24 protein-coding genes are annotated in these 21,928 nt (G+C 55.3%); 13 read left to right on the top strand and 11 right to left on the bottom strand.

Annotation, left to right across the window (positions count from 1 at the left end; all coding sequences use genetic code 11):
• From AA74_RS0118145 to tusE, 3 genes are all read left to right on the top strand, one after another.
• Positions 1–1,158 (top strand): CfaE/CblD family pilus tip adhesin, encoded by a 1,158-nt coding sequence (locus AA74_RS0118145; protein WP_025912954.1) that lies wholly within the window; start codon positions 1–3, stop codon positions 1,156–1,158.
• Between the two features lie 10 nt (positions 1,159–1,168).
• A complete protein-coding gene (locus AA74_RS0118140; RefSeq protein WP_008499912.1) occupies positions 1,169–1,720 on the top strand; it encodes a LuxR C-terminal-related transcriptional regulator in 552 nt (183 codons plus the stop codon).
• Between the two features lie 68 nt (positions 1,721–1,788).
• A complete protein-coding gene (tusE, locus tag AA74_RS0118135; RefSeq protein ID WP_008499913.1) occupies positions 1,789–2,118 on the top strand; it encodes a sulfurtransferase TusE in 330 nt (109 codons plus the stop codon).
• Here the strand turns inward: tusE and yccX are convergent.
• From yccX to AA74_RS0118120, 3 genes are read right to left on the bottom strand one after another with little or no spacing between them, the layout of a single operon-like run.
• Entirely contained in the window at positions 2,115–2,396 is a 282-nt protein-coding gene (gene yccX / locus AA74_RS0118130) for an acylphosphatase (RefSeq protein WP_008499914.1), read from the bottom strand. The two genes, tusE and yccX, sit on opposite strands and share 4 nt — an antisense overlap.
• A gap of 11 nt (positions 2,397–2,407) precedes the next feature.
• Entirely contained in the window at positions 2,408–3,196 is a 789-nt protein-coding gene (locus tag AA74_RS0118125) for an AraC family transcriptional regulator (protein WP_025912953.1), read from the bottom strand.
• 10 nt (positions 3,197–3,206) lie between these two features.
• Positions 3,207–3,764, bottom strand: coding sequence for a kinase inhibitor (locus AA74_RS0118120; protein ID WP_025912952.1), 558 nt, complete (start codon positions 3,762–3,764; stop codon positions 3,207–3,209).
• A 173-nt stretch (positions 3,765–3,937) separates the two neighbouring features.
• Between AA74_RS0118120 and rlmI the strand changes: the two genes are divergently transcribed.
• Both rlmI and hspQ read left to right on the top strand, forming a co-directional pair.
• Positions 3,938–5,128: a 23S rRNA (cytosine(1962)-C(5))-methyltransferase RlmI gene (gene rlmI, locus AA74_RS0118115; protein WP_021240853.1), complete on the top strand. Its 1,191-nt coding sequence runs from the start codon at positions 3,938–3,940 to the stop codon at positions 5,126–5,128.
• A gap of 60 nt (positions 5,129–5,188) precedes the next feature.
• On the top strand, positions 5,189–5,506 hold the full coding sequence (gene hspQ / locus AA74_RS0118110) for a heat shock protein HspQ (protein ID WP_008499919.1): 318 nt from the start codon (positions 5,189–5,191) through the stop codon (positions 5,504–5,506).
• 37 nt (positions 5,507–5,543) lie between these two features.
• Here hspQ and AA74_RS0118105 read toward each other — a convergent pair whose 3' ends face one another.
• A complete protein-coding gene (locus tag AA74_RS0118105; protein WP_008499920.1) occupies positions 5,544–5,957 on the bottom strand; it encodes a CoA-binding protein in 414 nt (137 codons plus the stop codon).
• A gap of 173 nt (positions 5,958–6,130) precedes the next feature.
• Between AA74_RS0118105 and AA74_RS0118100 the strand changes: the two genes are divergently transcribed.
• Complete coding sequence (locus AA74_RS0118100; RefSeq protein WP_008499921.1) at positions 6,131–6,793, top strand: DUF2057 family protein; 663 nt, start codon at positions 6,131–6,133, stop codon at positions 6,791–6,793.
• A gap of 80 nt (positions 6,794–6,873) precedes the next feature.
• Positions 6,874–7,332, top strand: coding sequence for a methylglyoxal synthase (gene mgsA / locus AA74_RS0118095; RefSeq protein WP_008499922.1), 459 nt, complete (start codon positions 6,874–6,876; stop codon positions 7,330–7,332).
• A 59-nt stretch (positions 7,333–7,391) separates the two neighbouring features.
• Here mgsA and helD read toward each other — a convergent pair whose 3' ends face one another.
• Positions 7,392–9,446, bottom strand: a complete 2,055-nt coding sequence (helD, locus tag AA74_RS0118090) for a DNA helicase IV (RefSeq protein ID WP_025912951.1) — start codon at positions 9,444–9,446, stop codon at positions 7,392–7,394.
• Positions 9,447–9,569: 123 nt separating this feature from the next.
• On the opposite strand from helD, the gene AA74_RS0118085 reads away from it, so the two are divergent.
• Both AA74_RS0118085 and yccS read left to right on the top strand, forming a co-directional pair.
• On the top strand, positions 9,570–10,016 hold the full coding sequence (locus AA74_RS0118085; protein WP_008499924.1) for a YccF domain-containing protein: 447 nt from the start codon (positions 9,570–9,572) through the stop codon (positions 10,014–10,016).
• Between the two features lie 19 nt (positions 10,017–10,035).
• Entirely contained in the window at positions 10,036–12,198 is a 2,163-nt protein-coding gene (gene yccS, locus AA74_RS0118080; RefSeq protein WP_021240855.1) for a YccS family putative transporter, read from the top strand.
• Here the strand turns inward: yccS and AA74_RS0118075 are convergent.
• Positions 12,155–12,781: a TfoX/Sxy family DNA transformation protein gene (locus AA74_RS0118075; protein ID WP_021240856.1), complete on the bottom strand. Its 627-nt coding sequence runs from the start codon at positions 12,779–12,781 to the stop codon at positions 12,155–12,157. The two genes, yccS and AA74_RS0118075, sit on opposite strands and share 44 nt — an antisense overlap.
• Before the next feature lie 217 nt (positions 12,782–12,998).
• On the opposite strand from AA74_RS0118075, the gene sulA reads away from it, so the two are divergent.
• On the top strand, positions 12,999–13,508 hold the full coding sequence (gene sulA / locus AA74_RS0118070) for an SOS-induced cell division inhibitor SulA (RefSeq protein WP_021240857.1): 510 nt from the start codon (positions 12,999–13,001) through the stop codon (positions 13,506–13,508).
• 354 nt (positions 13,509–13,862) lie between these two features.
• The gene (gene ompA, locus AA74_RS0118065) at positions 13,863–14,918 is read left to right on the top strand and encodes a porin OmpA (RefSeq protein ID WP_008499928.1); all 1,056 of its coding nucleotides are present in this window, start codon (positions 13,863–13,865) and stop codon (positions 14,916–14,918) included.
• A gap of 64 nt (positions 14,919–14,982) precedes the next feature.
• Here the strand turns inward: ompA and matP are convergent, their stop codons facing one another.
• On the bottom strand, positions 14,983–15,435 hold the full coding sequence (gene matP, locus AA74_RS0118060; RefSeq protein WP_008499929.1) for a macrodomain Ter protein MatP: 453 nt from the start codon (positions 15,433–15,435) through the stop codon (positions 14,983–14,985).
• 186 nt (positions 15,436–15,621) lie between these two features.
• On the opposite strand from matP, the gene AA74_RS0118055 reads away from it, so the two are divergent.
• Both AA74_RS0118055 and fabA read left to right on the top strand, forming a co-directional pair.
• On the top strand, positions 15,622–17,382 hold the full coding sequence (locus AA74_RS0118055; protein ID WP_023327040.1) for a Lon protease family protein: 1,761 nt from the start codon (positions 15,622–15,624) through the stop codon (positions 17,380–17,382).
• Between the two features lie 68 nt (positions 17,383–17,450).
• Positions 17,451–17,969 (top strand): 3-hydroxyacyl-[acyl-carrier-protein] dehydratase FabA, encoded by a 519-nt coding sequence (gene fabA / locus AA74_RS0118050; protein WP_008499931.1) that lies wholly within the window; start codon positions 17,451–17,453, stop codon positions 17,967–17,969.
• A 70-nt stretch (positions 17,970–18,039) separates the two neighbouring features.
• Here fabA and rmf read toward each other — a convergent pair whose 3' ends face one another.
• The 4 genes from rmf to pqiA form a co-directional block, all read right to left on the bottom strand.
• Positions 18,040–18,207: a ribosome modulation factor gene (gene rmf, locus AA74_RS01000000122295; protein ID WP_013097261.1), complete on the bottom strand. Its 168-nt coding sequence runs from the start codon at positions 18,205–18,207 to the stop codon at positions 18,040–18,042.
• 255 nt (positions 18,208–18,462) lie between these two features.
• Entirely contained in the window at positions 18,463–19,029 is a 567-nt protein-coding gene (gene pqiC / locus AA74_RS0118045) for a membrane integrity-associated transporter subunit PqiC (RefSeq protein ID WP_008499932.1), read from the bottom strand.
• Positions 19,026–20,666, bottom strand: a complete 1,641-nt coding sequence (gene pqiB, locus AA74_RS0118040; protein WP_008499933.1) for an intermembrane transport protein PqiB — start codon at positions 20,664–20,666, stop codon at positions 19,026–19,028. Before pqiB ends, pqiC begins: the two co-directional genes overlap by 4 nt.
• A 4-nt stretch (positions 20,667–20,670) precedes the next feature.
• Positions 20,671–21,924 carry a membrane integrity-associated transporter subunit PqiA gene (gene pqiA, locus AA74_RS0118035; RefSeq protein ID WP_008499934.1) on the bottom strand — a complete coding sequence of 418 codons (1,254 nt, stop codon included), beginning with the start codon at positions 21,922–21,924 and terminating at the stop codon, positions 20,671–20,673.
• Positions 21,925–21,928 lie beyond the last annotated feature (4 nt).

Here is a 21,928-nt window from a genome sequence, read left to right as displayed (position 1 = left end):
GTGATTAAGTGCCTCTTTATTTTTCTGTTCTTAAGCCTGTGGGCCAGCCAGACGCTGGCAGGCTCTCCCGCGGGACGAAATACCAGCGTAGGGATCAGCTTCGATCGCACCGCGCCGCCCGCGCGTTTTGACATCTGGTTTCATGAATCGGGCGGCTTTGACGCCGCCGATCCGCAAAAGTGGGGGCGCAATACCCTGACCTGTCAGTCCCGTACCGATACCACGAACGGCGCCTGCATGAACTCACCGGTCTGGTTCTCGGCGAACCCGGCCGCGCCTTATGCCATCAATTTAGCGTTTACCCATTCCCTTACCGGCAAGACGGTGAATATCAAGGTGTATGGCGATCACTACATGTTTATCAACAATAAAGTGTTCACCTTTGCCAGCTTTGTCACGGGAGGGACGACGGAAATTGCTAGCTGGAACAGAGAGCCCTACTTCGATTTCTATATCGTGAAAAGCGAACTGGATAAGCTCGCCCTGCCGGGGATCTGGACCGCCACGCTGAAGCAGAACCTGCGCCAGTGGGGAAGCGCCGACTGCGGCGGCAACTTCAATGACGTGAATGTCGGCTGTCCTGGCTATCTCACCATCGCCAAATGGCAGGCAAATATTCGCATTGAGGTGGTCGACCCGGGAAACCAGCAGATTTACCTGCCGGCCTTTCCGCACTCCACGCCCATCGTTAACCTCAACCTGACCAACTTCCCGGGGCGCCCCGGGGGCAGCGAGATCAAGGGGGAAAACACGCTGGATATGTGCCTGTACGACGGCAAAAACAGCACCAGCACCCGCGCCTATCTTCGTTTTGAAGATGACGGGCTTCCCTCAGCGGGACGTGCCGAAGGCGCGTTTTCTATCCGGCGGCGCGGTGGAAGCCAGACGGATGCGCGGGACCGTCTCGACTATCAGGTCTTCGTTACCCATCCCGTCACAGGCGCAACCGAAACCGTCGCGAACGGTAAAACCGTAGTCTGGCAAGGCACTAACGATCCGCAGTATCTGCGTCAGGTCGTGCTGCCCGGCGGACGCGAGAGCGTACTGTGCATTCCTGCGCCAATTATCCTGAAAACCCCCGCGTTCGCCGCCAGCAGCAAAAACGCGGGCGACTATACCGGCACGCTGCGCGTCATCTATACGCCCAGCACGTTATAACGAGGTCACTGTGAGTTACGCCATTCTCGACAATAATCGATTTTACGCCGAAGGACTGCGCTATGCGCTGCTGCGTCGGGGCGTTCAGTTAGAGGTCCAGAGCGATACCGTACAATGGCAGCCAACGCTGCTTACCCGCCGCGTGATTGTCGTCCGCTGCCGTTTTTCCGTGGCGGCGACGCATCAGGCGCTGATCAATATTTTGCTCAGGTTGGAAGCCGCCCGCTGGAAAGGCAGCCTTTATCTGGTCTGCAACGAAAAGGGGTGGGCGCTGGCGACGCATTTACGCAAGCGTTTCAGTACGCTAACGCTTTATATCATCGACGACAGGATCGCCGTTGCCGATGCGGCGTATTTGCTGGCAAAAGAGCCACGCCGCGTTCGAAGCCTGGACTGCTGCCTGACCGTTCCTGAATTCAACGTGCTCGATCTGATGCTGACCGGGTTGCCGGTCCGCCACATTGCCATCGTGACGCACATGTCGGAGAAACAGGTTTCAACCCATAAATGCAACGCGCTGAAGAAGCTCAATGCCAACAACCTGCTTCAGCTGCTCCTGTAGGTCACGGTTTATCCTGAGCCCGCTTTTTTGCTACACTGTCGCCGATTTTTCACCTACGACAGAAGATTATGTTCATTTTTGCAGGCCAGGAAATTGAGACCGATAGCGAAGGCTATCTGAAAGATACAACGCTCTGGAGCGAACCGCTGGCGGAGAAAATTGCGGAAAACGAAGGGATTACTCTTTCCCCCGAACACTGGGAAGTGGTGCGTTTTGTGCGCGAGTTTTATCTCGAGTTCAACACCTCTCCGGCCATCCGCATGCTGGTCAAGGCGATGGCCAATAAGTTCGGTGAAGAGAAAGGCAACAGCCGCTATCTCTATCGTCTGTTCCCGAAAGGTCCGGCAAAACAGGCCACCAAAATTGCCGGCCTGCCTAAGCCGGTGAAGTGTATTTAATACCGAATACCGAAGTTGACGTATTCGCGCCCCGGTTGATGGGGTTCCGTTAAGACCTTATCAACCCGCGCGCTGCGCGGCCCACCCGCTTTCAGCCACGCCACCAGCTTGTCAACCTGCTCTGCTTCGCCACAGGCGACCACCTCAACGCTGCCGTCATCCATGTTGCGCGCGTATCCCGTTAGCCCAAGCTCAATCGCTTCGCGCTGGGTACTGTAGCGGAAACCCACGCCCTGAACGACGCCGTGAACCCAGGCAATAGTGCAGACTTTAGACATTCTTCTTCTCCTTAACGTAGCGTTTTCGGCAAACAGCCGTAGTGCTGCCGGAAACGGGCGGTGAAACGAGAGCTGGACAGATACCCACATTGTAATGCGATTTCGCCGATCGGTAATCGGGTTGACTGTAACTGTGACAAAGCCACGGCCATCCTCACCTCCTCGACAATCTGGCGAAAACTCTGTGACTCCTCGCGTAACCGCCTGCGCAGCGTGGGCACGCTTAATGCGAGACGGCTGGCGACATCCTGCGCGGTCCAGGCTCTGGCGGGCGAAAGCATGATGAACTGTCGCACCTGCTCGGTCAGGTTATTGCTTCGCTCGATAAGCAGCGGACCTGCCACGCCGTCATGCAGCAATGCCAGCAACAGACCGAAGGCCTGATGTTTTTGCAGCGCCTCCGGTAAATCCTGACGCACGGCGTGCAGCAGGTTATCCCACATAAACGCCAGCCCCTCGCTCAGCGGAGCGCAGAGCGAATGCAGCGTCGTGCGCGGCCAGGATTTCAGGTAATGCGCTTTAAACTCGGCAACGATTTCCGGCGATAACATCAGCAAGTCCGAGTGAAACAGACCGTTTGCAGGCTGATTGATGATCTCCATTGCCGTATTGGCAGGGATAATGATGAGTTCATCCCGGGTGACCACCAGGCGGTTATCGTCCTGCACAATCACCTTACTGCCGTGAGTGATATGGCAAATCGCCGGGAAAAAGAGCTTAACCTGGTGCAGGCGATGCATTTTGCTGGCACTCACTTCACCCGCCGTGAGATGTTTATGTCGAAAATGGAACTCCTGCACCTCGCCATCCTTATCTGCTGTAGGTTGCGGTTAACTGCGCCTTTGCCAGAACGTGACTATTGAGCATAAAGCCGACCAGCGCGCCGCTCGCATTGTTGTCGATGGGCAGGGTATCCACGTCCAGCGCCCAGACGGTCATCTGATAGCGGTGAGGCTTATCGCCTGCGGGCGGACATGCGCCGCCGAATCCAGAATAACCGAAATCATTACGCCCCTGCACAGCGCCAGCAGGTAATTTTTCGCCATTTGGGTTACCGGCATCAGCGGGCAGCGTCATTGTCTTCACGGGAATGTTGGCTACTGTCCAGTGCCACCAGCCGCTGCCGGTAGGCGCATCCGGGTCATAGACCGTAATGGCAAAACTTTTCGCACCCGCGGGCGGATTTGTCCACGCCAGCTGCGGGGACTGGTTACCACCGTGGCAGCCAAATCCCTCAAACACCTGCTGTGGCGCTAACCGCCGGTCGCCGGAAATATCCCGGCTGGTCATGCTGAAAGGCGTTGCGGCTAAAACCTGAAAACTCATTGCCGTCAGAGCGGCTATTGTGATGACACTGCGCTTTTTCATGGGTATTTCCTTTGCTGAACCGGAATCCCACTGTATATCCCGCCGCAGTGCCGTAATGTGCTTAAGCGATTTGATTTTGTGCCGAAACGCTCAACGGCATCCGCAGATGATTGCGCCTTGCTGAATGTGCTACTCTACGCGCCATTTCCCTGAAATCGACAGAACAGCAAATTATGAGTGTACGTTTAGTGTTAGCCAAAGGGCGCGAGAAATCCTTACTGCGCCGTCATCCCTGGGTCTTTTCCGGCGCGGTTGCCCGTATGGAAGGCAAAGCCAGCCTCGGTGAAACCATTGATATCGTTGACCATCAGGGGAAATGGTTAGCGCGAGGCGCCTACTCGCCAGCCTCCCAGATCCGCGCGCGCGTCTGGACATTCGATAAAGACGAAACCATTGACATCGACTTCTTCGTGCGTCGTCTGCAGCAGGCGCAGCAGTGGCGCGACTGGCTGGCTAAACGCGACGGGCTGGACAGCTACCGCCTGATTGCCGGTGAGTCCGACGGCCTGCCGGGCGTGACCATCGATCGCTTCGGTAACTTCCTGGTGCTGCAGCTCCTGAGCGCCGGGGCGGAATACCAGCGCGCTGCGCTGATTAGCGCCCTGCAAACGCTGTTCCCGCAGTGCGCCATTTACGACCGCAGCGATGTGGCGGTGCGCAAAAAAGAAGGCATGGAGCTGACTCAGGGGCCGGTCACGGGTGAACTGCCGCCTGCCCTACTGCCGATTGAAGAGCACGGCATGAAGCTGCTGGTGGATATTCAGGGCGGGCACAAAACAGGTTACTACCTAGACCAGCGCGACAGCCGCCTCGCGACGCGTCAGTACGTTGCCGACAAACGCGTGCTCAACTGCTTCTCCTACACCGGTGGGTTTGCCGTTTCGGCGCTGATGGGCGGCTGTGCCCAGGTGGTTAGCGTGGATACCTCGCAGGAAGCGCTGGACGTGGCAAAACAGAACGTCGAGCTGAACAAGCTGGACTTGAGCAAAGCCGAATTTATACGCGACGACGTCTTCAAGCTGCTGCGTAAATACCGCGATCAGGGCGAGAAGTTCGACGTCATCGTGATGGATCCGCCAAAGTTTGTGGAGAACAAAAGCCAGCTGATGGGTGCCTGCCGCGGATATAAAGATATCAACATGCTGGCTATCCAGCTGCTGAATCCGGGCGGAGTTTTGCTCACCTTCTCCTGCTCCGGCCTGATGACCACAGATTTATTTCAGAAAATCATCGCTGATGCCGCAATAGATGCTGGCCGTGATGTACAATTTATAGAGCAGTTCCGTCAGGCAGCCGATCACCCCGTGATTGCTACCTACCCGGAAGGACTGTATCTGAAAGGGTTTGCCTGTCGCGTCATGTAACTTGAAAAGAGAAATATTGCCCGCACATAACGTGTAAGTCGTATTTCCCGGGAGGTGACTATGATTGCCAGCAAATTCGGTATCGGCCAGCAGGTCCGCCACACTTTGCTCGGGTATTTGGGTGTGGTCGTGGATATCGACCCGGAGTATTCCCTTGATGAGCCGTCAGCAGACGAGCTGGCGGTGAACGCAGAGCTTCGCGCTGCACCCTGGTACCATGTGGTGATGGAAGGTGACGACGGGCAACCCGTCCACACCTACCTTGCCGAAGCGCAGCTAAGCAGCGAGCTGCAGGAAGAGCATCCGGAGCAACCCACTATGGATGAACTTGCTCAGACTATCCGCAAACAGTTACAGGCTCCGCGCCTGCGGAACTAAGCGTGTAAAAAAAGCCCGATGAACGGGCTTTTTTTTATTACTTCGCCAGCCCCAGACGGGGGATGTCGATCGCCGGACAGCGATCCATGACGACGTTCAGCCCCGCATCCCGCGCCAGCACGGCAGCCTGCTCGTTAATCACGCCCAGCTGCATCCACAGCGTTTTCGCCCCGACGGCGATAGCGTCCTGCGCCACTTCCCACGCCGCCTCGGAATTACGGAATACATCGACCATATCAATTTTTTCCGGCACGTCAGCGAGCGTGGCATAACCCTGCTGGCCCAGTAAGGTTTTCCCCGCCACTTTTGGCGAGACCGGGATGACGTGATAACCCTGATCGAGAAGGTATTTCATCACCCGATAGCTGGGACGATCGGGTTTATCGCTCGCGCCCACCAGCGCAATGGTACGCGTGGATGTCAGAATCTCGGCAATATCGTTCTCTTTCATGGTTTTTCTCCTGGCTTTTTTAAAAGTGTACGCCAAACCGCACATCTCAACCATCCATCCCATACCGATGCATGAGGGCAAAACGGCCAAATATGTCTATATGTTAGTAAACGTGATTATCGAAAAATTTAGATACATTAATGCGGCGACAGGATTTCTGACGGGAGCCTTCTATGAAAACCGGTATTGCCACTGCTCTGATTGCATTAGTGATGCCGGTCTGCGTTTTTGCTACCACGCTCCGGCTCTCTACCGATATTGATCTCCTGGTACTGGACGGAAAAAAGGTCTCCAGTTCGTTATTGCGCGGTGCGGACAGTATCGAGCTGGATAACGGACCGCATCAGCTGGTATTCCGCGTAGAAAAATCGATCGGTCTGGCCAATCACGAGCAACGGATGTACATCTCCCCGCCGCTGATCGTCAGCTTTAATACCCGACAAATCAGTCAGGTGAATATTACCCTGCCACGCCTTGAAACGGAGAAGGAATCAGCGGCCTTCGACGCGTCTCCCCGCATTGAACTGCTGGACGGGGATGCGATGCCGATTCCGGCGAAGCTGGATATTCTGGCGCTGACGACTTCACCGAAAGGTCCGGACTACGAGGCCGCGACGCAGACCTATAACAAAGCCGGTAAACGCGCGTCGCTTCCTCAGTTTGCCACCATGATGGCCGACGACAGTACGCTGCTTTCCGGCGTCTCTGAACTGGACGTCATTCCTCCCCAGTCCCAGGCCCTGACGGAACAGCGCCTTAAATTCTGGTTCCAGCAGGCCGATGCCGACACGCGAGCCCGGTTTTTACAATGGGCAAAACAACAACCTTCATCATAAGCCACATTTTTTACGCCTTTCTCTTGCAGCGTCAGACGGTTCCCGTCATCGTGTAGGCAGTTAACCTGATGGATATGATTATGGAACTGACAACACGCACGCTCCCGGAACGCAAACACATTGCTCTGGTAGCGCACGATCACTGTAAACAAATGCTGCTTAACTGGGTTCGCCGCCATCAGTCTTTGCTGGAAAAGCACGCCCTGTCGGCGACCGGCACCACCGGTAACCTGATCCAGCGCGAAACGGGTCTGGAGGTAAACGCCATGCTGAGCGGCCCGATGGGCGGCGATCAGCAGGTCGGCGCACAGATTTCCGAAGGAAAGATTGATGTGCTGATCTTCTTCTGGGATCCACTGAACGCGGTTCCGCACGACCCGGACGTCAAGGCCCTGCTGCGCCTGGCGACGGTGTGGAATATTCCGGTGGCGACAAACCTCTCGACGGCGGATTTCATCATCGAATCGCCGCAGTTTAACTCGCCGGTAGATATCCTTATTCCGGACTATCAGCGTTATCTTTCAGAGAGACTGAAGTAGCTTTTTTTGCCGGGTGGCGGCTACGCCTTACCCGGCCTACCCATCCTTGCCCGGCGGCGTTACGGCTTCCGCGCCACTGGCACATCAATGCTCTTCAAAATATCGACAAACACGGATGGCTCTTCTTTATTGAACAGCAGCCACACGCGATGGCGCGCGCGGGTCATCGCCACATACAGCAAACGCCGCTCTTCGGCATCCGGAAAGTCTTCCGGCACCGGCAGCAGGGCCTGCTCCATGACCGACTCGCGGGCCGGGGCCGGGAAACCGTCGCTCCCCTCTTTCAGCCCCATGACAATCACATAGTCGGCCTGCTGCCCTTTGCTGGCGTGAATCGTCATAAATTCAAGCTGCAGCTTCGGCCAGCGGGTGGCCGCCTTTTCCAGCGCCTCGGGTTTGAGGTGATGGTATCGTGCCAGCACCAGGATACGTTCATCAGGCTTCGCGTAGCCGCTGAGCTTGTCCAGCAGCGGTTCCAGCTGGTCTTCCGCCAGCAGGGTCACAGCTTTTTTATCCCCTGCCCGCAGGCTATTGAGCGGCTTTGCCAGCTGATGCGGGTTCTGCTGGATAAAGCGGTTGGCGATTTCACCAATCCGTGAATTGAAGCGGTAGGTGATGTCCAGATCGCTGCGATCGCCCTCGCCAAAATAGTGGTGGAACGCGGTCGTCAGCGAAAGCTGCGCCCCGCTGAAGCGATAGATGGCCTGCCAGTCGTCACCCACCGCAAACAGCGAGGTATGCTTATTTTGCGCCCGTAGCGCCGAAAGCAGCGCTGCGCGCTGCGGAGAGATGTCCTGGAACTCATCCACCAGAATATGTTTCCACGGGCTGACAAAGCGCCCCTTCTCCAGAATGATGATGGCCTGGTGGATTAGGCCGGAAAAATCGACGGCATTTTCCGCTTTCAGCGCGGTTTTCCAGGCTTTCAGCAGCGGCGCCATCAGCTTGACCCGCTTCGAAAACAGATCGCGGATAGCCTCCGGCGCGCTTTCAATCATCTCTGCCTGCGTTCCGCCGTGCATTCGCATCAGGCTGACCCAGCGGTCAAGCCGTGAACCCAGCCGACGCGCCAGTTTGTCATCCTGCCAGAAGCTGCCCTCCGGCACGTCCCAGTTGAGTTCCTCCTCGAGCCACTGGCGCCACCCTTTCGCCTGCGCCTTTTTCTCACTGCACTGCTGGCGCCACGTTTTGATAAACAGTGCCTGGCGCGCCTGCGCGTCGTTTTCCAGCTTACTGATAGCAGGCACTTTTTTACTGCCCTGCTGAATAATATGCAGGGCAAGGGCATGGAAGGTTCTGGCCGTGATATCCCGGGTATGCAGACGTTCCTGGATCCGTTCGTCCATCTCCTGGGCAGCCTTGCGGCCAAAGGCCAGAAGCAGAATTTGATCGGCGACCGCTTCCCCGGTCGTCAGCAGCCAGCCGGCACGCGCGACCAGCACCGACGTTTTACCGCTACCGGCCCCCGCCAGCACCAACAGCGACTGCTCGCCGTTGACCACCGCGCGCGCCTGAGCCGGATTAAGCGGAGAAGACTCCACCGTACTGAAAAAGTCGGCGTATTGGGTGAGCATGGCGTCCGTCCAGGCCTGATTATGGGCGAGTCGGCTTTTATCCTTATCATTCAGCCAGGCCTGGCACTGGCGCCAGGCGTCGCGACAATTGTCAAACTCCTCAAGACGCGCCACGGATAACGGCAGCGCCGAGAGTGCCTGCCGGATCTTTTGCTGCAACCCGGCGGTCTGCTGACGGGTGAGCCACGAATGCTGCGCGTTGCTTTGCGCGATATCGTCCAACACCTTTTGTAGCACTCCGGCGGCAATCACGCTCATATCCTGACTCCACTGCTGCCAGAGCGCGTTCAGGTGATGGTGGAAACGCTGGGTTTCTGCCCACTCGGTGCCGTGAAGACGCACGACTTTATCGTCAGGCAGTACGAACTCGAGTTCGCCCCACACCAACCCGCGTTTGCAGTGGATAGCCAGAAGCTGATTAAACGGAATAAGGTATTCGTGGCGTTCTCCAGAGACTTTTACCCCGGCATTAAGGAGAACCACCCGGTCGTAAGGGTGTTGCGCCAGACGTTTGCCTAACGACGTTGCTTTCAGTTCCATGTTCCGCCAAATCCACGAAGAGATAATTTACCTGACAGTGTAACTGCCAGTTTTAAGGTGCTCCAGCCTAAAAAAACGTTACAATCATTGGGCGTTAATTTTATCGAAAGGAAGTGAGGGTTTATGCGTACCGTTCTGAATGTGTTGAATTTTGTGCTGGGCGGTTTTGCCACCACCCTTTCCTGGCTTTTTGCCACGCTGGTGAGCATCGTCCTGATTTTCACGCTCCCCCTGACTCGCTCCTGCTGGGAAATCACAAAACTCTCCTTCGTCCCCTACGGGAATGAAGCCATCCACGTTGACGAGCTGAATCCGGAGAGCAAAAACGCCCTGATGAATACGGGGGGTACCCTGCTTAACATTCTGTGGCTGATTTTCTTCGGCTGGTGGCTCTGCATCATGCATATTTTTGCGGGTATTGCGCAGTGCATCACGATTATTGGTATTCCGGTGGGGATCGCGAACTTTAAGATCGCCGCTATCGCTCTTTGGCCCGTCGGGCGCAGGGTTGTTCCGGTCGAAGTGGCCCAGGCGGCGCGTGAAGCCAATGCGCGTCGTCGTTTTCAGTAACTAAGGACTGGCCGCGTTTATGCTAAGCCCACTGCTTCGCCGTTATACCTGGAACAGCACCTGGCTTTATAACGTCAGGATATTTATCGCACTTTGCGGCACGGTTGCCCTGCCCTGGTGGCTGAATGACGTCAAGCTCACCATCCCGCTCACGCTGGGCGTCGTGGCCGGGGCGCTGGCGGACCTGGACGATCGTCTGGCCGGGCGTTTACGCAACCTGGTCATCACGCTCGTCTGCTTTTTTATTGCGTCAGCGTCCGTTGAGTTACTTTTCCCCTGGCCCTGGCTGTTTGCCCTGGGTCTGACGCTCTCAACCAGCGGGTTTATTTTGCTGGGCGGCCTTGGGCAGCGCTATGCCACTATCGCGTTTGGCGCCCTGCTGATCGCCATCTATACCATGCTGGGCGCATCCCTCTACGACCAGTGGTACCAGCAGCCGGTTCTGCTGCTGCTCGGCGCCATCTGGTATAACCTGCTGACCTTAACCGGTCATCTGATCTTCCCGGTTCGTCCTCTGCAGGACAACCTTGCCCGCAGCTTTGAGCAGCTAGCCCACTATCTTGAACTGAAATCCCGGCTGTTCGACCCGGATATCGAGGAAGAAAGCCAGGCGCCGCTCTACGATCTGGCGCTGGCAAATGGTCAACTGGTCGCCACCCTTAACCAGACAAAAGCCTCTCTGCTGACCCGTCTGCGCGGCGATCGCGGTCAGCGCGGAACGCGAAGAACCTTACATTACTATTTTGCCGCCCAGGACATTCATGAACGCGCCAGCTCCTCGCACGTCCAGTATGCCGCCCTGCGCGAGAAGTTCCGCTACAGCGACGTGATGTTCCGCTTCCAGCGCCTGCTCTCCATGCAGTCCCAGGCGTGCCAGCAGCTCTCGCGCTCCATTCTGCTGCGCACGCCCTATCAGCATGATCCACGTTTTGAACGCGTATTTAGCCATCTTGACGCAGCGCTCGACCGCGTTCAGGCCAGCGGAACGTCACCGGAACACATCAAAGCGCTGGGCTTTCTGCTGAACAACCTGCGGGCGATTGACGCACAGCTGGCGACCATCGAGTCCGAGCAGGCGATGGCGCTTCCGGGCAGTGAGGTCGACAATCAGCTTGCTGATGACAGCGTGCACAGTGTTAGCGATATGTGGCTACGCCTGAGCCGCAACTTTACCCCGGAGTCGGCTCTCTTCCGCCACGCGGTGAGAATGTCGCTGGTGCTGTGCGTGGGTTATGCCTTTATCCAGATAACCGGGCTGCATCATGGCTACTGGATCCTGCTGACCAGCCTGTTCGTCTGCCAGCCGAACTATAACGCCACCCGACACCGCCTGGCGCTGCGTATTATCGGCACGCTGGTCGGCGTCGCAATCGGCCTGCCGGTGCTTTATTTCGTGCCTTCCGTCGAAGGGCAGCTGATTCTGATCGTGATCACCGGCGTGCTGTTTTTCGCGTTTCGCAACGTGCAGTACGCCCATGCCACCATGTTCATCACGCTGCTGGTGCTGCTCTGCTTTAATCTGCTGGGTGAAGGGTTTGAAGTCGCCCTGCCCCGCGTGATTGATACGCTGATTGGCTGCGCGATTGCCTGGGCCGCGGTCAGCTTTATCTGGCCGGACTGGCGTTTTCGCAATTTGCCGCGCGTGGTAGACAGGGCGATGAATGCCAACTGTCGTTACCTTGACGCAATTCTGGAGCAGTACCACCAGGGCCGCGATAACCGTCTGGCTTACCGGATAGCACGTCGCGACGCGCACAACAGTGATGCTGAACTGGCCTCCGTTGTCTCTAACATGTCAACGGAGCCGGGCGCCACGGCCGAGATTCGTGAGACAGCGTTCCGCCTGCTCTGCCTGAACCATACCTTTACCAGCTATATTTCGACGCTGGGGGCCCACCGCGAGAAGCTCACTAACCCGGCGGTTCTCAACCTCCTCGATGACGCCGTCTGCTATGTCGATGATGCGCTTCATCACCGCCCGGCCGATGAACCGCGCGTTCGACAGGCTCTGGATGAACTGGCTCAACGCATTGCGCATCTTGACCCGGGAAACGACAGCAAAGCGCCGCTGGTTCTTCAGCAGATAGGCCTGCTTATCGCTCTGCTGCCTGAAATTTGCCGACTGCAACAGCACATCGCTACCTGGAGGAACGACTCTCCTGCGGCTCAGGCAGCGCATTAAACCACTCCGTCAGCTCCCGGCGGATACCTGCCGGGAGTGCCGCCTCATGCAGCCCTTCGATTGCCCCTTCCAGCGCAAAGAGCACTTTTATACTGAGTGCTTTATTCTTTGCCCGCATCTTCAGCCAGCTCGCTCTGGCGCCCAGCGCCCGCAGCGTTTCTTCATTGGTGATACCGGCTTCATAGAGCAAGACTTCAAGCTGAAAGGTCAGGTTCGGCAGATCCTTAAGACGGTTTCGTTGATGACGCTGGTAGCGCTCTTTCCTTGCCGCACTGAGTGCAAACGAGGAGAGCTGAAGCAACCGCTCCCTGTCCTGCCATAATCCGTCATCCACACGATAATAGTTGAGCAGCACCGGGCGGCCTCGCTTCATTAACGTCAAGAAGGAGGAAGCATTTTTTACACAGTATTTTGCACTCTCTTCACACGCGCGAAGGTAAAGTTCGCCATCGGACACCATGGCAAAGACCGCATCATCGACCGCCAGGGTGTAACCGCCAAACAGCGCGCGATGATGAATCTCGCCCAACGGAGAGAGGTATTCCTGGGATTTATAAATCCGTTCATAAGATATCTTTTTCATGATATTTCCCTTCAAAATCATAGGCTAACAACGAAATTTCTTACTAGCGGATCCGTTAGCAGGAAAATAGGCAACTTATCGTCGTTGAGCAAGATGATTTTTCGAGGGGCATCAAGATTGAATGAATTTTGCGAGTCGCTTTCCGAAAATGAGGTTGATCTTTGGGCATACAGGGGTTACTGTATATCCATACAGTAACTACAGGGCTGGAATGAATATGCACACTTCAGGCTATGCAAATCGCGCAACCTCTCTCTCTTCTGCCGCAGGCAATGTCGCGCAGAATTCCGTCGAGCGTGTTTCCACAGGGCTTATCAGTGAAGTGGTTTATCGTGAAGACCAGCCCTTGTTAACGCAACTTCTTTTACTGCCATTATTACAACAGCTCGGTCAGCAATCACGCTGGCAGCTTTGGCTCACGCCTCAGCAAAAGCTGAGTCGCGAGTGGGTTCAATCCGCAGGCCTTCCGCTGACCAAGGTCATGCAGATTAATCAACTTCCGCCTTGCGATACCGTTGAGTCGATGATCCGCGCGTTACGCACAGGAAATTACAGCGTGGTGATTGGCTGGTTACCGGAAGAATTGACGGAAGAGGAACATTTCCGACTGACTGAAGCCGCTGAAGAAGGGAATGCGATCGGGTTCATTATGCGTCCGGTTCGATCGGATTCTTACCGCAGAGGACAACTTTCAGGGCTAAAAATTCACTCAAATTTGTATCATTGAGTGAAATTAAGATTTTTCCTGGAATTTTTTTTGACCGCAAGATGGGATTTTAGTTCCCGGCCTTAAAATTGCGGCAAGGCTTGTCTGGTGCGGTTCTCCTTAATTTTATTGCACAAAATTCGTTCAAAAAATGTTAAATAATCGGTATACGGAACTTTTTTTTTCATATGCCTGACGGACTTCACACTTGTAAGTTTTCAGCTACGTTGTAGACTTTACATCGCCAGGGGTGCTCGGCCTAAGCCGAAGATATCGGTAGATTTATATTTGACCACGCCCCCCGGTGAAGGATTTAACCGTGATTCTCTCTTGAGACTTTCATGGCGAATTTTGGATGATAACGAGGCGCAAAAAATGAAAAAGACAGCTATCGCGATTGCAGTGGCACTGGCTGGCTTCGCTACCGTAGCGCAGGCCGCTCCGAAAGATAATACCTGGTATGCAGGTGGTAAACTGGGCTGGTCTCAGTTCCACGACACCGGCTGGTACAACAGCAGCCTGAACAATGATGGCCCAACTCACGAGAGCCAGCTTGGTGCAGGTGCGTTCGGTGGCTATCAGGTTAACCCGTATGTTGGTTTTGAAATGGGTTACGACTGGTTAGGTCGTATGCCATACAAAGGCGACACCGTAAACGGCGCTTTCAAAGCACAGGGCGTTCAGCTGACCGCTAAACTGGGTTACCCAGTAACTGACGATCTGGACGTGTACACCCGTCTGGGCGGCATGGTATGGCGCGCTGACTCCAGCAACAGCATCGCTGGCGACGACCATGACACCGGTGTTTCCCCAGTATTCGCTGGTGGCGTTGAGTGGGCTATGACCCGTGACATCGCTACCCGTCTGGAATACCAGTGGGTTAACAACATCGGCGACGGCAACACCGTTGGTGTTCGTCCAGACAACGGCATGCTGAGCGTAGGTGTTTCCTACCGTTTCGGCCAGCAGGAAGAAGCAGCACCAGTTGTTGCTCCAGCGCCGGCTCCAGCTCCAGAAGTACAGACCAAGCACTTCACTCTGAAGTCTGACGTTCTGTTCAACTTCAACAAAGCGACTCTGAAACCAGAAGGCCAGCAGGCACTGGATCAGCTGTACACCCAGCTGAGCAACCTGGATCCTAAAGACGGTTCTGTAGTGGTTCTGGGCTTCACCGACCGTATCGGTTCTGACGCTTACAACCAGAAACTGTCTGAGAAACGTGCTCAGTCTGTTGTTGATTACCTGATCTCTAAAGGTATCCCAGCTAACAAGATCTCCCCACGTGGTATGGGCGAATCTAACCCAGTTACTGGCAACACCTGTGACAACGTGAAAGCTCGCGCTGCACTGATCGACTGCCTGGCTCCAGATCGTCGCGTAGAGATCGAAGTTAAAGGCATCAAAGACGTTGTAACTCAGCCAGCGGCATAAGTTATCGTCTTATAAAAAAACCCCGCAATGCGGGGTTTTTTATTGTCTGAAGAAAAGTAAAAAACTACTTTTTACCCAACAGCGCCTGAAGGTCATTCTTCAGTGTCGACATCTGGTTGGCGTACTTCTCTTTATGTTCTGCATCCTCAATCAACTGCACGATGGTTTCCGACAGCGTTTTACCCCGTCGTTGTGCCAGCCCGGCCAGGCGCTGCCAGACAACAAATTCCAGGTCGATTGATTTTTTGCGAGTGTGCTGGTGCTCAGCATTAAAATGCCGTTTGCGTCGCGCGCGGATAGTTTGCTTCATCCGGTTTAACAACGCAGGATTAATGTGTTTCTCAATCCAGCCGTTGACCTGTACCGGTTCGTTTTCGAGGGTCAGCAAAATATCCACGGCTTCTTGCGCAGCGCTGGCTTCGATGTAGCAGGTGATCAGCTCCCCTTCACGGTGCTTTTTGACCAGGTACTTCCATTTCCAGCCGCTTTCGAGATTTTCCAGTTGTTGATATTTCATTGCGATCTCAGTGTTACCACGTAACTCTGTTCAGAATATCAGTTTTTTAGCAATCTGCTGAAAAGAAATCATATCCTGTGAGTGAATGCAGCCAATCACCCTGTCGAAATCCCCAATCCTGCTTGGGTAGAGCCCCCCGCTTACGGTATACTCCACGCTTTTACATCTGACTAAAAAACATCAACTTTGACCATTACGAAACTTGCATGGCGTGACCTTGTTCCGGATACCGAAAGTTATCAGGAACTGTTTGCACAGCCAGATCTCGCAAAAGAACACGAATTCATCCTTAGCGATACGCAGCCCCGTTTGCATTATGCGCTGGAGCAGGTATTAAGCCCCTGGGCAACTGCGCCTTTCATGCTGCTCAAAGCCCCGGAAGAAGCGGAATACCTGACGTTGTTCGGGGATGCCGTGCGTCAGCTAAAGCCGGAAGCGAACGCCGTTTTTGGCGGCCAGTATCGTATCGCTGGACATGATGTTACTTTCGAACCGGCGGCGCAGGCCGACGGCCTTTTTGCCGCTAAGGGCGAGGTGATTACCGCGAACTGGGTCGAGGCTGAACAACTCTTTGGTTGTCTGCGCCAGTTTAACGGCGAGCTTTCGCTGCAGCCTGGGCTGGTACATCGCGCAAATGGCGGTGTCCTGATCATCTCGCTGCGTACCCTGCTCTCGCAGCCGCTTCTGTGGATGCGTCTGAAAACCATCGTGCATCAGCAGCGTTTCGACTGGGTCGGCTACGATGAGTCTCGTCCTCTGCCTGTCTCGGTTCCGTCTATGCCGCTGTCATTAACCGTCGTGCTGACGGGCGACCGTGAATCGCTGGCAGACTTCCAGGAAATGGAGCCTGAACTGGCTGAACAGGCGGTGTATAGCGAATACGAAGACAATATCCAGATTGCCGATGCCGACGATATGGCGCAGTGGTGCCAGTGGGTGATGGCCGTTGCTGAACGTTTTGCACTGCCAACTCCTGCGGCTGACGCATGGCCAGGCCTGATCCGCGAAGCGGTGCGTTATACCGGTGACCAGGAAACGCTGCCACTCTGCCCGCTCTGGATCGGCAAACAGCTGCGTGAAGTGGGCGTGGTGAGCGGTAGCGGTGCGTTCAGCGGGGAGCAGCTCACCCAGATGCTGGCTCAGCGTGAGTGGCGGGAAGGCTATCTTGCTGACCGTATGCAGGATGAAATTCTGCTGGAACAAATTCTGGTGGAAACCGAAGGCGAACGCGTCGGGCAAATCAACGCCCTGTCGGTGATTGAATTCCCTGGCCATCCGCGCGCGTTCGGGGAGCCATCCCGTATTAGCTGCGTTGTGCATATTGGCGATGGCGAGTTTACCGACATCGAACGCAAAGCCGAGTTGGGCGGAAACATTCACGCCAAAGGCATGATGATCATGCAGGCGTTTTTGATGTCTGAACTGCAGCTTGAGCAACAGATCCCCTTCTCCGCCTCGCTGACGTTTGAGCAGTCCTACAGCGAAGTGGATGGTGATAGCGCCTCTATGGCTGAACTGTGCGCCTTAATCAGCGCCCTGGCGGAAGTGCCCATCAATCAGAACATCGCGATCACCGGTTCGGTGGATCAATTCGGTCGTGCGCAGCCTGTGGGTGGCCTCAACGAAAAAATTGAAGGCTTCTTCTCTATTTGTCAGCAGCGCGGTTTAAACGGCAAGCAGGGTGTGATTATTCCGGCTCCCAACGCACGCCATTTAAGCCTCAGCCAGGAGATTCTGGATGCGGTTGAACAAGAGCAGTTCGCTATCTGGGCCATCGAAGGGATTGAGGATGCACTACCCTTACTGACAAACCTGGTATGGGATGGCGAAGGGCAAACCACCCTGATGCAGACTATCCAGGAGCGCATTGCTCAGGCAACACAGCAGGATGCTCGTCACCGTTATCCATGGCCGTTACGCTGGCTGGGCTGGTTTAGTTCGAACTGATCGGACTTGTTCAGCGTACACGTGTTAGCTATCCTGCGTCCTTCACTAAAATAAGGCTTACTGAGAACATGGTAGATAAACGCGAATCCTATACAAAAGAAGATCTTCTTGCCTCTGGTCGCGGTGAACTGTTTGGCGCGAAAGGCCCACAGTTACCGGCCCCGAACATGCTGATGATGGACCGTGTCGTGAAAATGACCGAAACCGGCGGCAACTTCGATAAGGGTTACGTAGAAGCAGAACTCGATATCAACCCGGACCTGTGGTTCTTCGGCTGCCACTTTATTGGCGATCCGGTAATGCCTGGCTGTCTGGGTCTGGATGCCATGTGGCAACTGGTTGGCTTCTATCTGGGCTGGCTGGGTGGTGAAGGTAAAGGCCGCGCGCTGGGCGTGGGCGAAGTAAAATTCACTGGCCAGGTTCTGCCTACGGCGAAGAAAGTGACCTATCGTATTCACTTCAAGCGCATCGTTAACCGCCGCCTGATTATGGGCCTGGCAGATGGCGAAGTGCTGGTAGACGGTCGTCTGATCTATAGCGCAAGCGACCTGAAGGTTGGCCTGTTCCAGGACACGTCCGCGTTCTGATCGTGCTTTCGCACCTCCAGAAAGGCGAAACCTCCGCATTGCGGAGGTTTCTTTTTTGAAAGAGACGTTATCAGGCTATGAGTGCCCTGTCGCCGATGGCTTCTCGCCAGCCTCCAAGCCATTGTGACCTTTGATTTATCGTCTGATAAGGACACATTTCTTTAGAACGTCCAGCGATGCCGGCCTGATAACCACGTTGATGAGCCCGTTCCAGGCGATCTCGTTTCTGTCTCTTCATGCCTCGTTTCCCTCATTCTTTTGTCTGGTGGAAAGAAAACAGTGTCTGCACTATCTGCACAGGCACAGATAACGAATACCCCGAATTAGTCGCATCGTCAATGTTCAAAATTCATACGGGTGTCATATTTGTGAGCGAGCTGGAAGTTCATTTGTACAAAAATTGTGACGTGGCACAAGTAACAACCTGAGTTGAAAACGAAAAAAAACCGCAATCAGCGACAGACCGATTGCGGTTTCTGATGATGAATTTTACTTATGGCAGCCGGGAAATCTCTCTCGCGATACTGGCCGACTCCTGCGCCCATCCCTGAGCCAGGACTTTCACCATTTCGTCATAGCCATCCTTCTGCTGCTTCAGCTCCAGATGGAAAGGACGCTTAATCAGCTGCCCCTGATGATTCAGCAACCACTCCCCGCTGATGACCACCGCACCGTCATAGCGGCCGTGGAAGCCCGTTACGGTGACGTTTAGCGTATCCTGATCGTTACCCAGCGGCTGCGACGCGACAACCCAGCCCGGAAGCTGGCTACCCAGATTGGCCACCAGCGTGTTGCGCAGCTGCTGATCCAGCGGGCTGGCCCACAGGTTGTTGGTTGCAATCACATATTTAACGTCGCTGGTCTGATAGACCACGCCGTTTCCTGCCAGATAATCCGGCACGGCGACTTGCTCAACCCACAGCTGGCGGTTTCCCTGACTGGCCGTGCTTTGCCCACCGCTGTGGGTTGCCACAGGCAGCTGATAATAGCTTTTATTATCTCCCCCTGAACTGCACGCCGTTAACAGCAGAGCGCCAACCATCAATAGCCATTTTTTCATTCTTTTGCCCTCTTCGGCTCAGGATCCTTTTTATCTTTCGCTTCGAACACCAGCGCATTGCTCTTCTCGTTGAGCGTTTTCAGCACCGGCTGCAGTTCACGCAGGACCTGATCAAGACGCTGCATATCTGCCACCATCTTGTTATAGGCCGCTGATCCCGGCTGGAAGCCCTGCATACTGCGGTTCAGCTCACGCAGCGTTTTCTGCATGTCCTGCGGCAGCTGCTGCATGCTCTGGCTCGCCGTGATCTTGTTGATGTTATCCAGCGTGGTTTGCAGACGGCGCATCGTTGCCTGGCTTTCGCTCAGCGAGTTTGTTGCCGCTTCAATCATCGGATTCAGTGGCAGATTGTTGATCTTATCCAGCGTCTCCATCAGACGCTGCTGGATCTGCGCCAGACCGCTGCTCACCGTTGGGATGATCTTGTAGCCACCGAATTCACGGATACCGGTAATCGGCGGTGCTTTCGGGTAGAAGTCCATATCCACATACAGCGCACCGGTTACCAGGTTGCCGGTTTTCAGCGACCCGCGCAGACCGCGTTCCATCAGCTGGGTGATATGAGTCGCGATATCCTGATTTTCACCAATCTGATTAAGCAGACGCTCTGGTTCAATGCGGATCAGTACCGGAATGCGGTAATCATCATCCAGCACCTGCTGAAGGCCCGGAACGAAGAACGGCACTTGCCCAACCGTACCGAGACGAATGCCGCGGAACTCAACAGGCGCCCCCGGCTGCAGGCCGCGAACGGAGTCTTTAAAGAACATCAGGAAGTCAACGTGATCGGTATAGAGCGCATCCTGAATGCTTTTTTGATCGTCAAAGAGACGGAACGCGGTGTTCTCTGCGACCGGCTGCCCTAAATCCAGGCCCTCCGGCACGTCAAAACTCACGCCGCCACCAAACAGCGTGGTCAGCGAACCCATTTCAACGCGCATGCCTGCCGAAGTCAGATCTACCGCGATCCCGCTGTCTTTCCAGAAGCGGACGTTGCTGGTGACCAGGCGATCGTTTGGCGCATTAATGAAGAGCTGATAGCTGATCGCGCGTTTCTGTGGATCAAACGTGCTTTTCTCAACCGACCCGACGCGGTAGCCGCGGAACAGAACCGGGTCGCCCGCCGTGAGCTGACCTGCTTTTTTGCTGTCGAGGATCACGCGGATGCCCTTGGCATCAGGCGGTGCAAGCGGCGGTGAATCCAGAAGCTGGTATTGGGCCGGCTGGTTACCCTTAGCACCCGGCTGCAGCTCAATGTAGGCACCCGAGAGCAGCGTCCCCAGGCCGCTGATCCCTTCACGCCCCACCTGCGGCTTAACGACCCAGAAAACGGAATCGCCGTGCAGCAGTTTTTCCATGCCGGCATTCAGGCGCGCCTTAATTTCCACATGGGTTAAATCGTCGGTCAGGGTTGCGCTTTCCACCACGCCCACATCCACGCTACGGCTTTTGATGGTCGTTTTACCGCCCTCAATCCCCTCGGCATTGGTGGTTATCAGCGTCACTTCCGGCCCCTGATGGCTGTAATGATAAAACAGGATCCAGGCACCGATCAGCGCAGTCACGATGGGAAAAATCCACACCGGAGACCAGTTTTTGACCTTCTGCACTTTCGCCTCTCCACTCTTATTTTCCATGCTCTTACTCTTCCTCATGGCTTGATTCAGGCTCACGATCCCACGATAAACGAGGGTCGAAGGTCATGGCCGCAAACATGGTCATGATCACGACCAGTGCAAACATTAAAGCCCCCATCGCAGGATAAATACTCATCAAACCGCCCATCCGCACCAGCGCAGAGAGAACGGCGATGACAAACACGTCAATCATTGACCAGCGTCCGACAAACTCGACCACTTCATAAATCAGGTGCATGCGTTCGCTGTCGCGTTTCCCATGACCTTTCGCATCCCAACAGAGCCAGGCGATGGCGATCATTTTTAAGGTGGGCACCATAATACTGGCGATAAAGATGACGCCAGCGACCGGATAGGAACCTTCACCCCAGAGCAGTATCACCCCGGCCAGGATCGTCGAGGGCATTTTGTCGCCGAGCAAATCGGTGATCATGATTGGCAGAATATTGGCTGGCAGATACAGCATGACGGACGTGACCAGCAGCGCCATCGTCCACTGCAGGCTATTTTTACGGCGCACGTGCCCTTTCGTTTCGCAGCGCGGACAAACGTCGAGATCGGCGGGCAGCACGGCGGTGCAGCAAGGGCAGGAACGCAGCCCCTGGCGAATGCCGGGCACGCCGACCTTCACCGTCTGCGCAAGCGTCGGTGCCGGGGCGATATCATCCCACGCCCAGCGTCTGTCCACGCACTGGAAAGCGCGCAGCTGCAGAACGCAGTAAAGACACCAGGGAATAAAGCTGCTGCCAATCCCCACGTCGCCGTACGCCATCAGCTTCACGAAACTGACCAGGATCCCCGCCAGAAAGATCTCCGCCATCCCCCAGCTTTTGAGCTGAAACAGAATACGCGCAAGTCGGATTTTCAGCGGTGCCGGCATCCTGACGCGGTTCACCAGCAAAAGGATGACGACCAGGCAAAAAGCCGGGACTATCTGGACAAACAGGAGAAAGAAGGTCCCCAGGCTGGCGTAATCTTCCGAGAACATCACGCCCGGGATTTCAAGCAGATCCACCTGACTGGTGATCCCCCCCACCTTCATATAGATGAAGGGGAAGAGATTAGAGAGCAGCAGCATGAACAGTGCTGCCAGCGCGTAAGCAGTGGGACGCTGCCGCGGCGCGTCCCACTCGGTTGTCAACGTCGCGCCACAGCGTGGACACAGGGCTTTATGTCCGTGACCAAGCTCTGGCAACGCCACGAGCATATCGCATTGCGAGCATAAAATATGCCTGTCGGCATGGTGCTGGTCACACATATGT

This window comes from Enterobacter sp. 5-4 (assembly GCF_000612205.1).
Lineage (GTDB): Bacteria > Pseudomonadota > Gammaproteobacteria > Enterobacterales > Enterobacteriaceae > Enterobacter > Enterobacter roggenkampii.
The sequence above is the reverse complement of the archived record's forward strand: the minus strand, read 5'-3'. Positions and strand labels throughout refer to the sequence as shown.

Bases quoted from the DNA above. Each gene is read 5' to 3' on its own strand.
- helD (WP_025912951.1), bottom strand. From the start codon at position 9,446: ATGGAACTGAAAGCAACGTCGTTAGGCAAACGTCTGGCGCAACACCCT.
- yccX (WP_008499914.1), bottom strand. From the start codon at position 2,396: ATGTCTAAAGTCTGCACTATTGCCTGGGTTCACGGCGTCGTTCAGGGC.
- AA74_RS0118075 (WP_021240856.1), bottom strand. From the start codon at position 12,781: ATGAAAAAGATATCTTATGAACGGATTTATAAATCCCAGGAATACCTC.
- mgsA (WP_008499922.1), top strand. From the start codon at position 6,874: ATGGAACTGACAACACGCACGCTCCCGGAACGCAAACACATTGCTCTG.
- tusE (WP_008499913.1), top strand. From the start codon at position 1,789: ATGTTCATTTTTGCAGGCCAGGAAATTGAGACCGATAGCGAAGGCTAT.
- sulA (WP_021240857.1), top strand. From the start codon at position 12,999: ATGCACACTTCAGGCTATGCAAATCGCGCAACCTCTCTCTCTTCTGCC.
- rlmI (WP_021240853.1), top strand. From the start codon at position 3,938: ATGAGTGTACGTTTAGTGTTAGCCAAAGGGCGCGAGAAATCCTTACTG.
- fabA (WP_008499931.1), top strand. From the start codon at position 17,451: ATGGTAGATAAACGCGAATCCTATACAAAAGAAGATCTTCTTGCCTCT.
- yccS (WP_021240855.1), top strand. From the start codon at position 10,036: ATGCTAAGCCCACTGCTTCGCCGTTATACCTGGAACAGCACCTGGCTT.
- AA74_RS0118085 (WP_008499924.1), top strand. From the start codon at position 9,570: ATGCGTACCGTTCTGAATGTGTTGAATTTTGTGCTGGGCGGTTTTGCC.
- AA74_RS0118120 (WP_025912952.1), bottom strand. From the start codon at position 3,764: ATGAAAAAGCGCAGTGTCATCACAATAGCCGCTCTGACGGCAATGAGT.
- AA74_RS0118105 (WP_008499920.1), bottom strand. From the start codon at position 5,957: ATGAAAGAGAACGATATTGCCGAGATTCTGACATCCACGCGTACCATT.
- AA74_RS0118100 (WP_008499921.1), top strand. From the start codon at position 6,131: ATGAAAACCGGTATTGCCACTGCTCTGATTGCATTAGTGATGCCGGTC.
- pqiB (WP_008499933.1), bottom strand. From the start codon at position 20,666: ATGGAAAATAAGAGTGGAGAGGCGAAAGTGCAGAAGGTCAAAAACTGG.
- ompA (WP_008499928.1), top strand. From the start codon at position 13,863: ATGAAAAAGACAGCTATCGCGATTGCAGTGGCACTGGCTGGCTTCGCT.
- rmf (WP_013097261.1), bottom strand. From the start codon at position 18,207: ATGAAGAGACAGAAACGAGATCGCCTGGAACGGGCTCATCAACGTGGT.
- pqiC (WP_008499932.1), bottom strand. From the start codon at position 19,029: ATGAAAAAATGGCTATTGATGGTTGGCGCTCTGCTGTTAACGGCGTGC.
- pqiA (WP_008499934.1), bottom strand. From the start codon at position 21,924: ATGTGTGACCAGCACCATGCCGACAGGCATATTTTATGCTCGCAATGC.
- matP (WP_008499929.1), bottom strand. From the start codon at position 15,435: ATGAAATATCAACAACTGGAAAATCTCGAAAGCGGCTGGAAATGGAAG.
- hspQ (WP_008499919.1), top strand. From the start codon at position 5,189: ATGATTGCCAGCAAATTCGGTATCGGCCAGCAGGTCCGCCACACTTTG.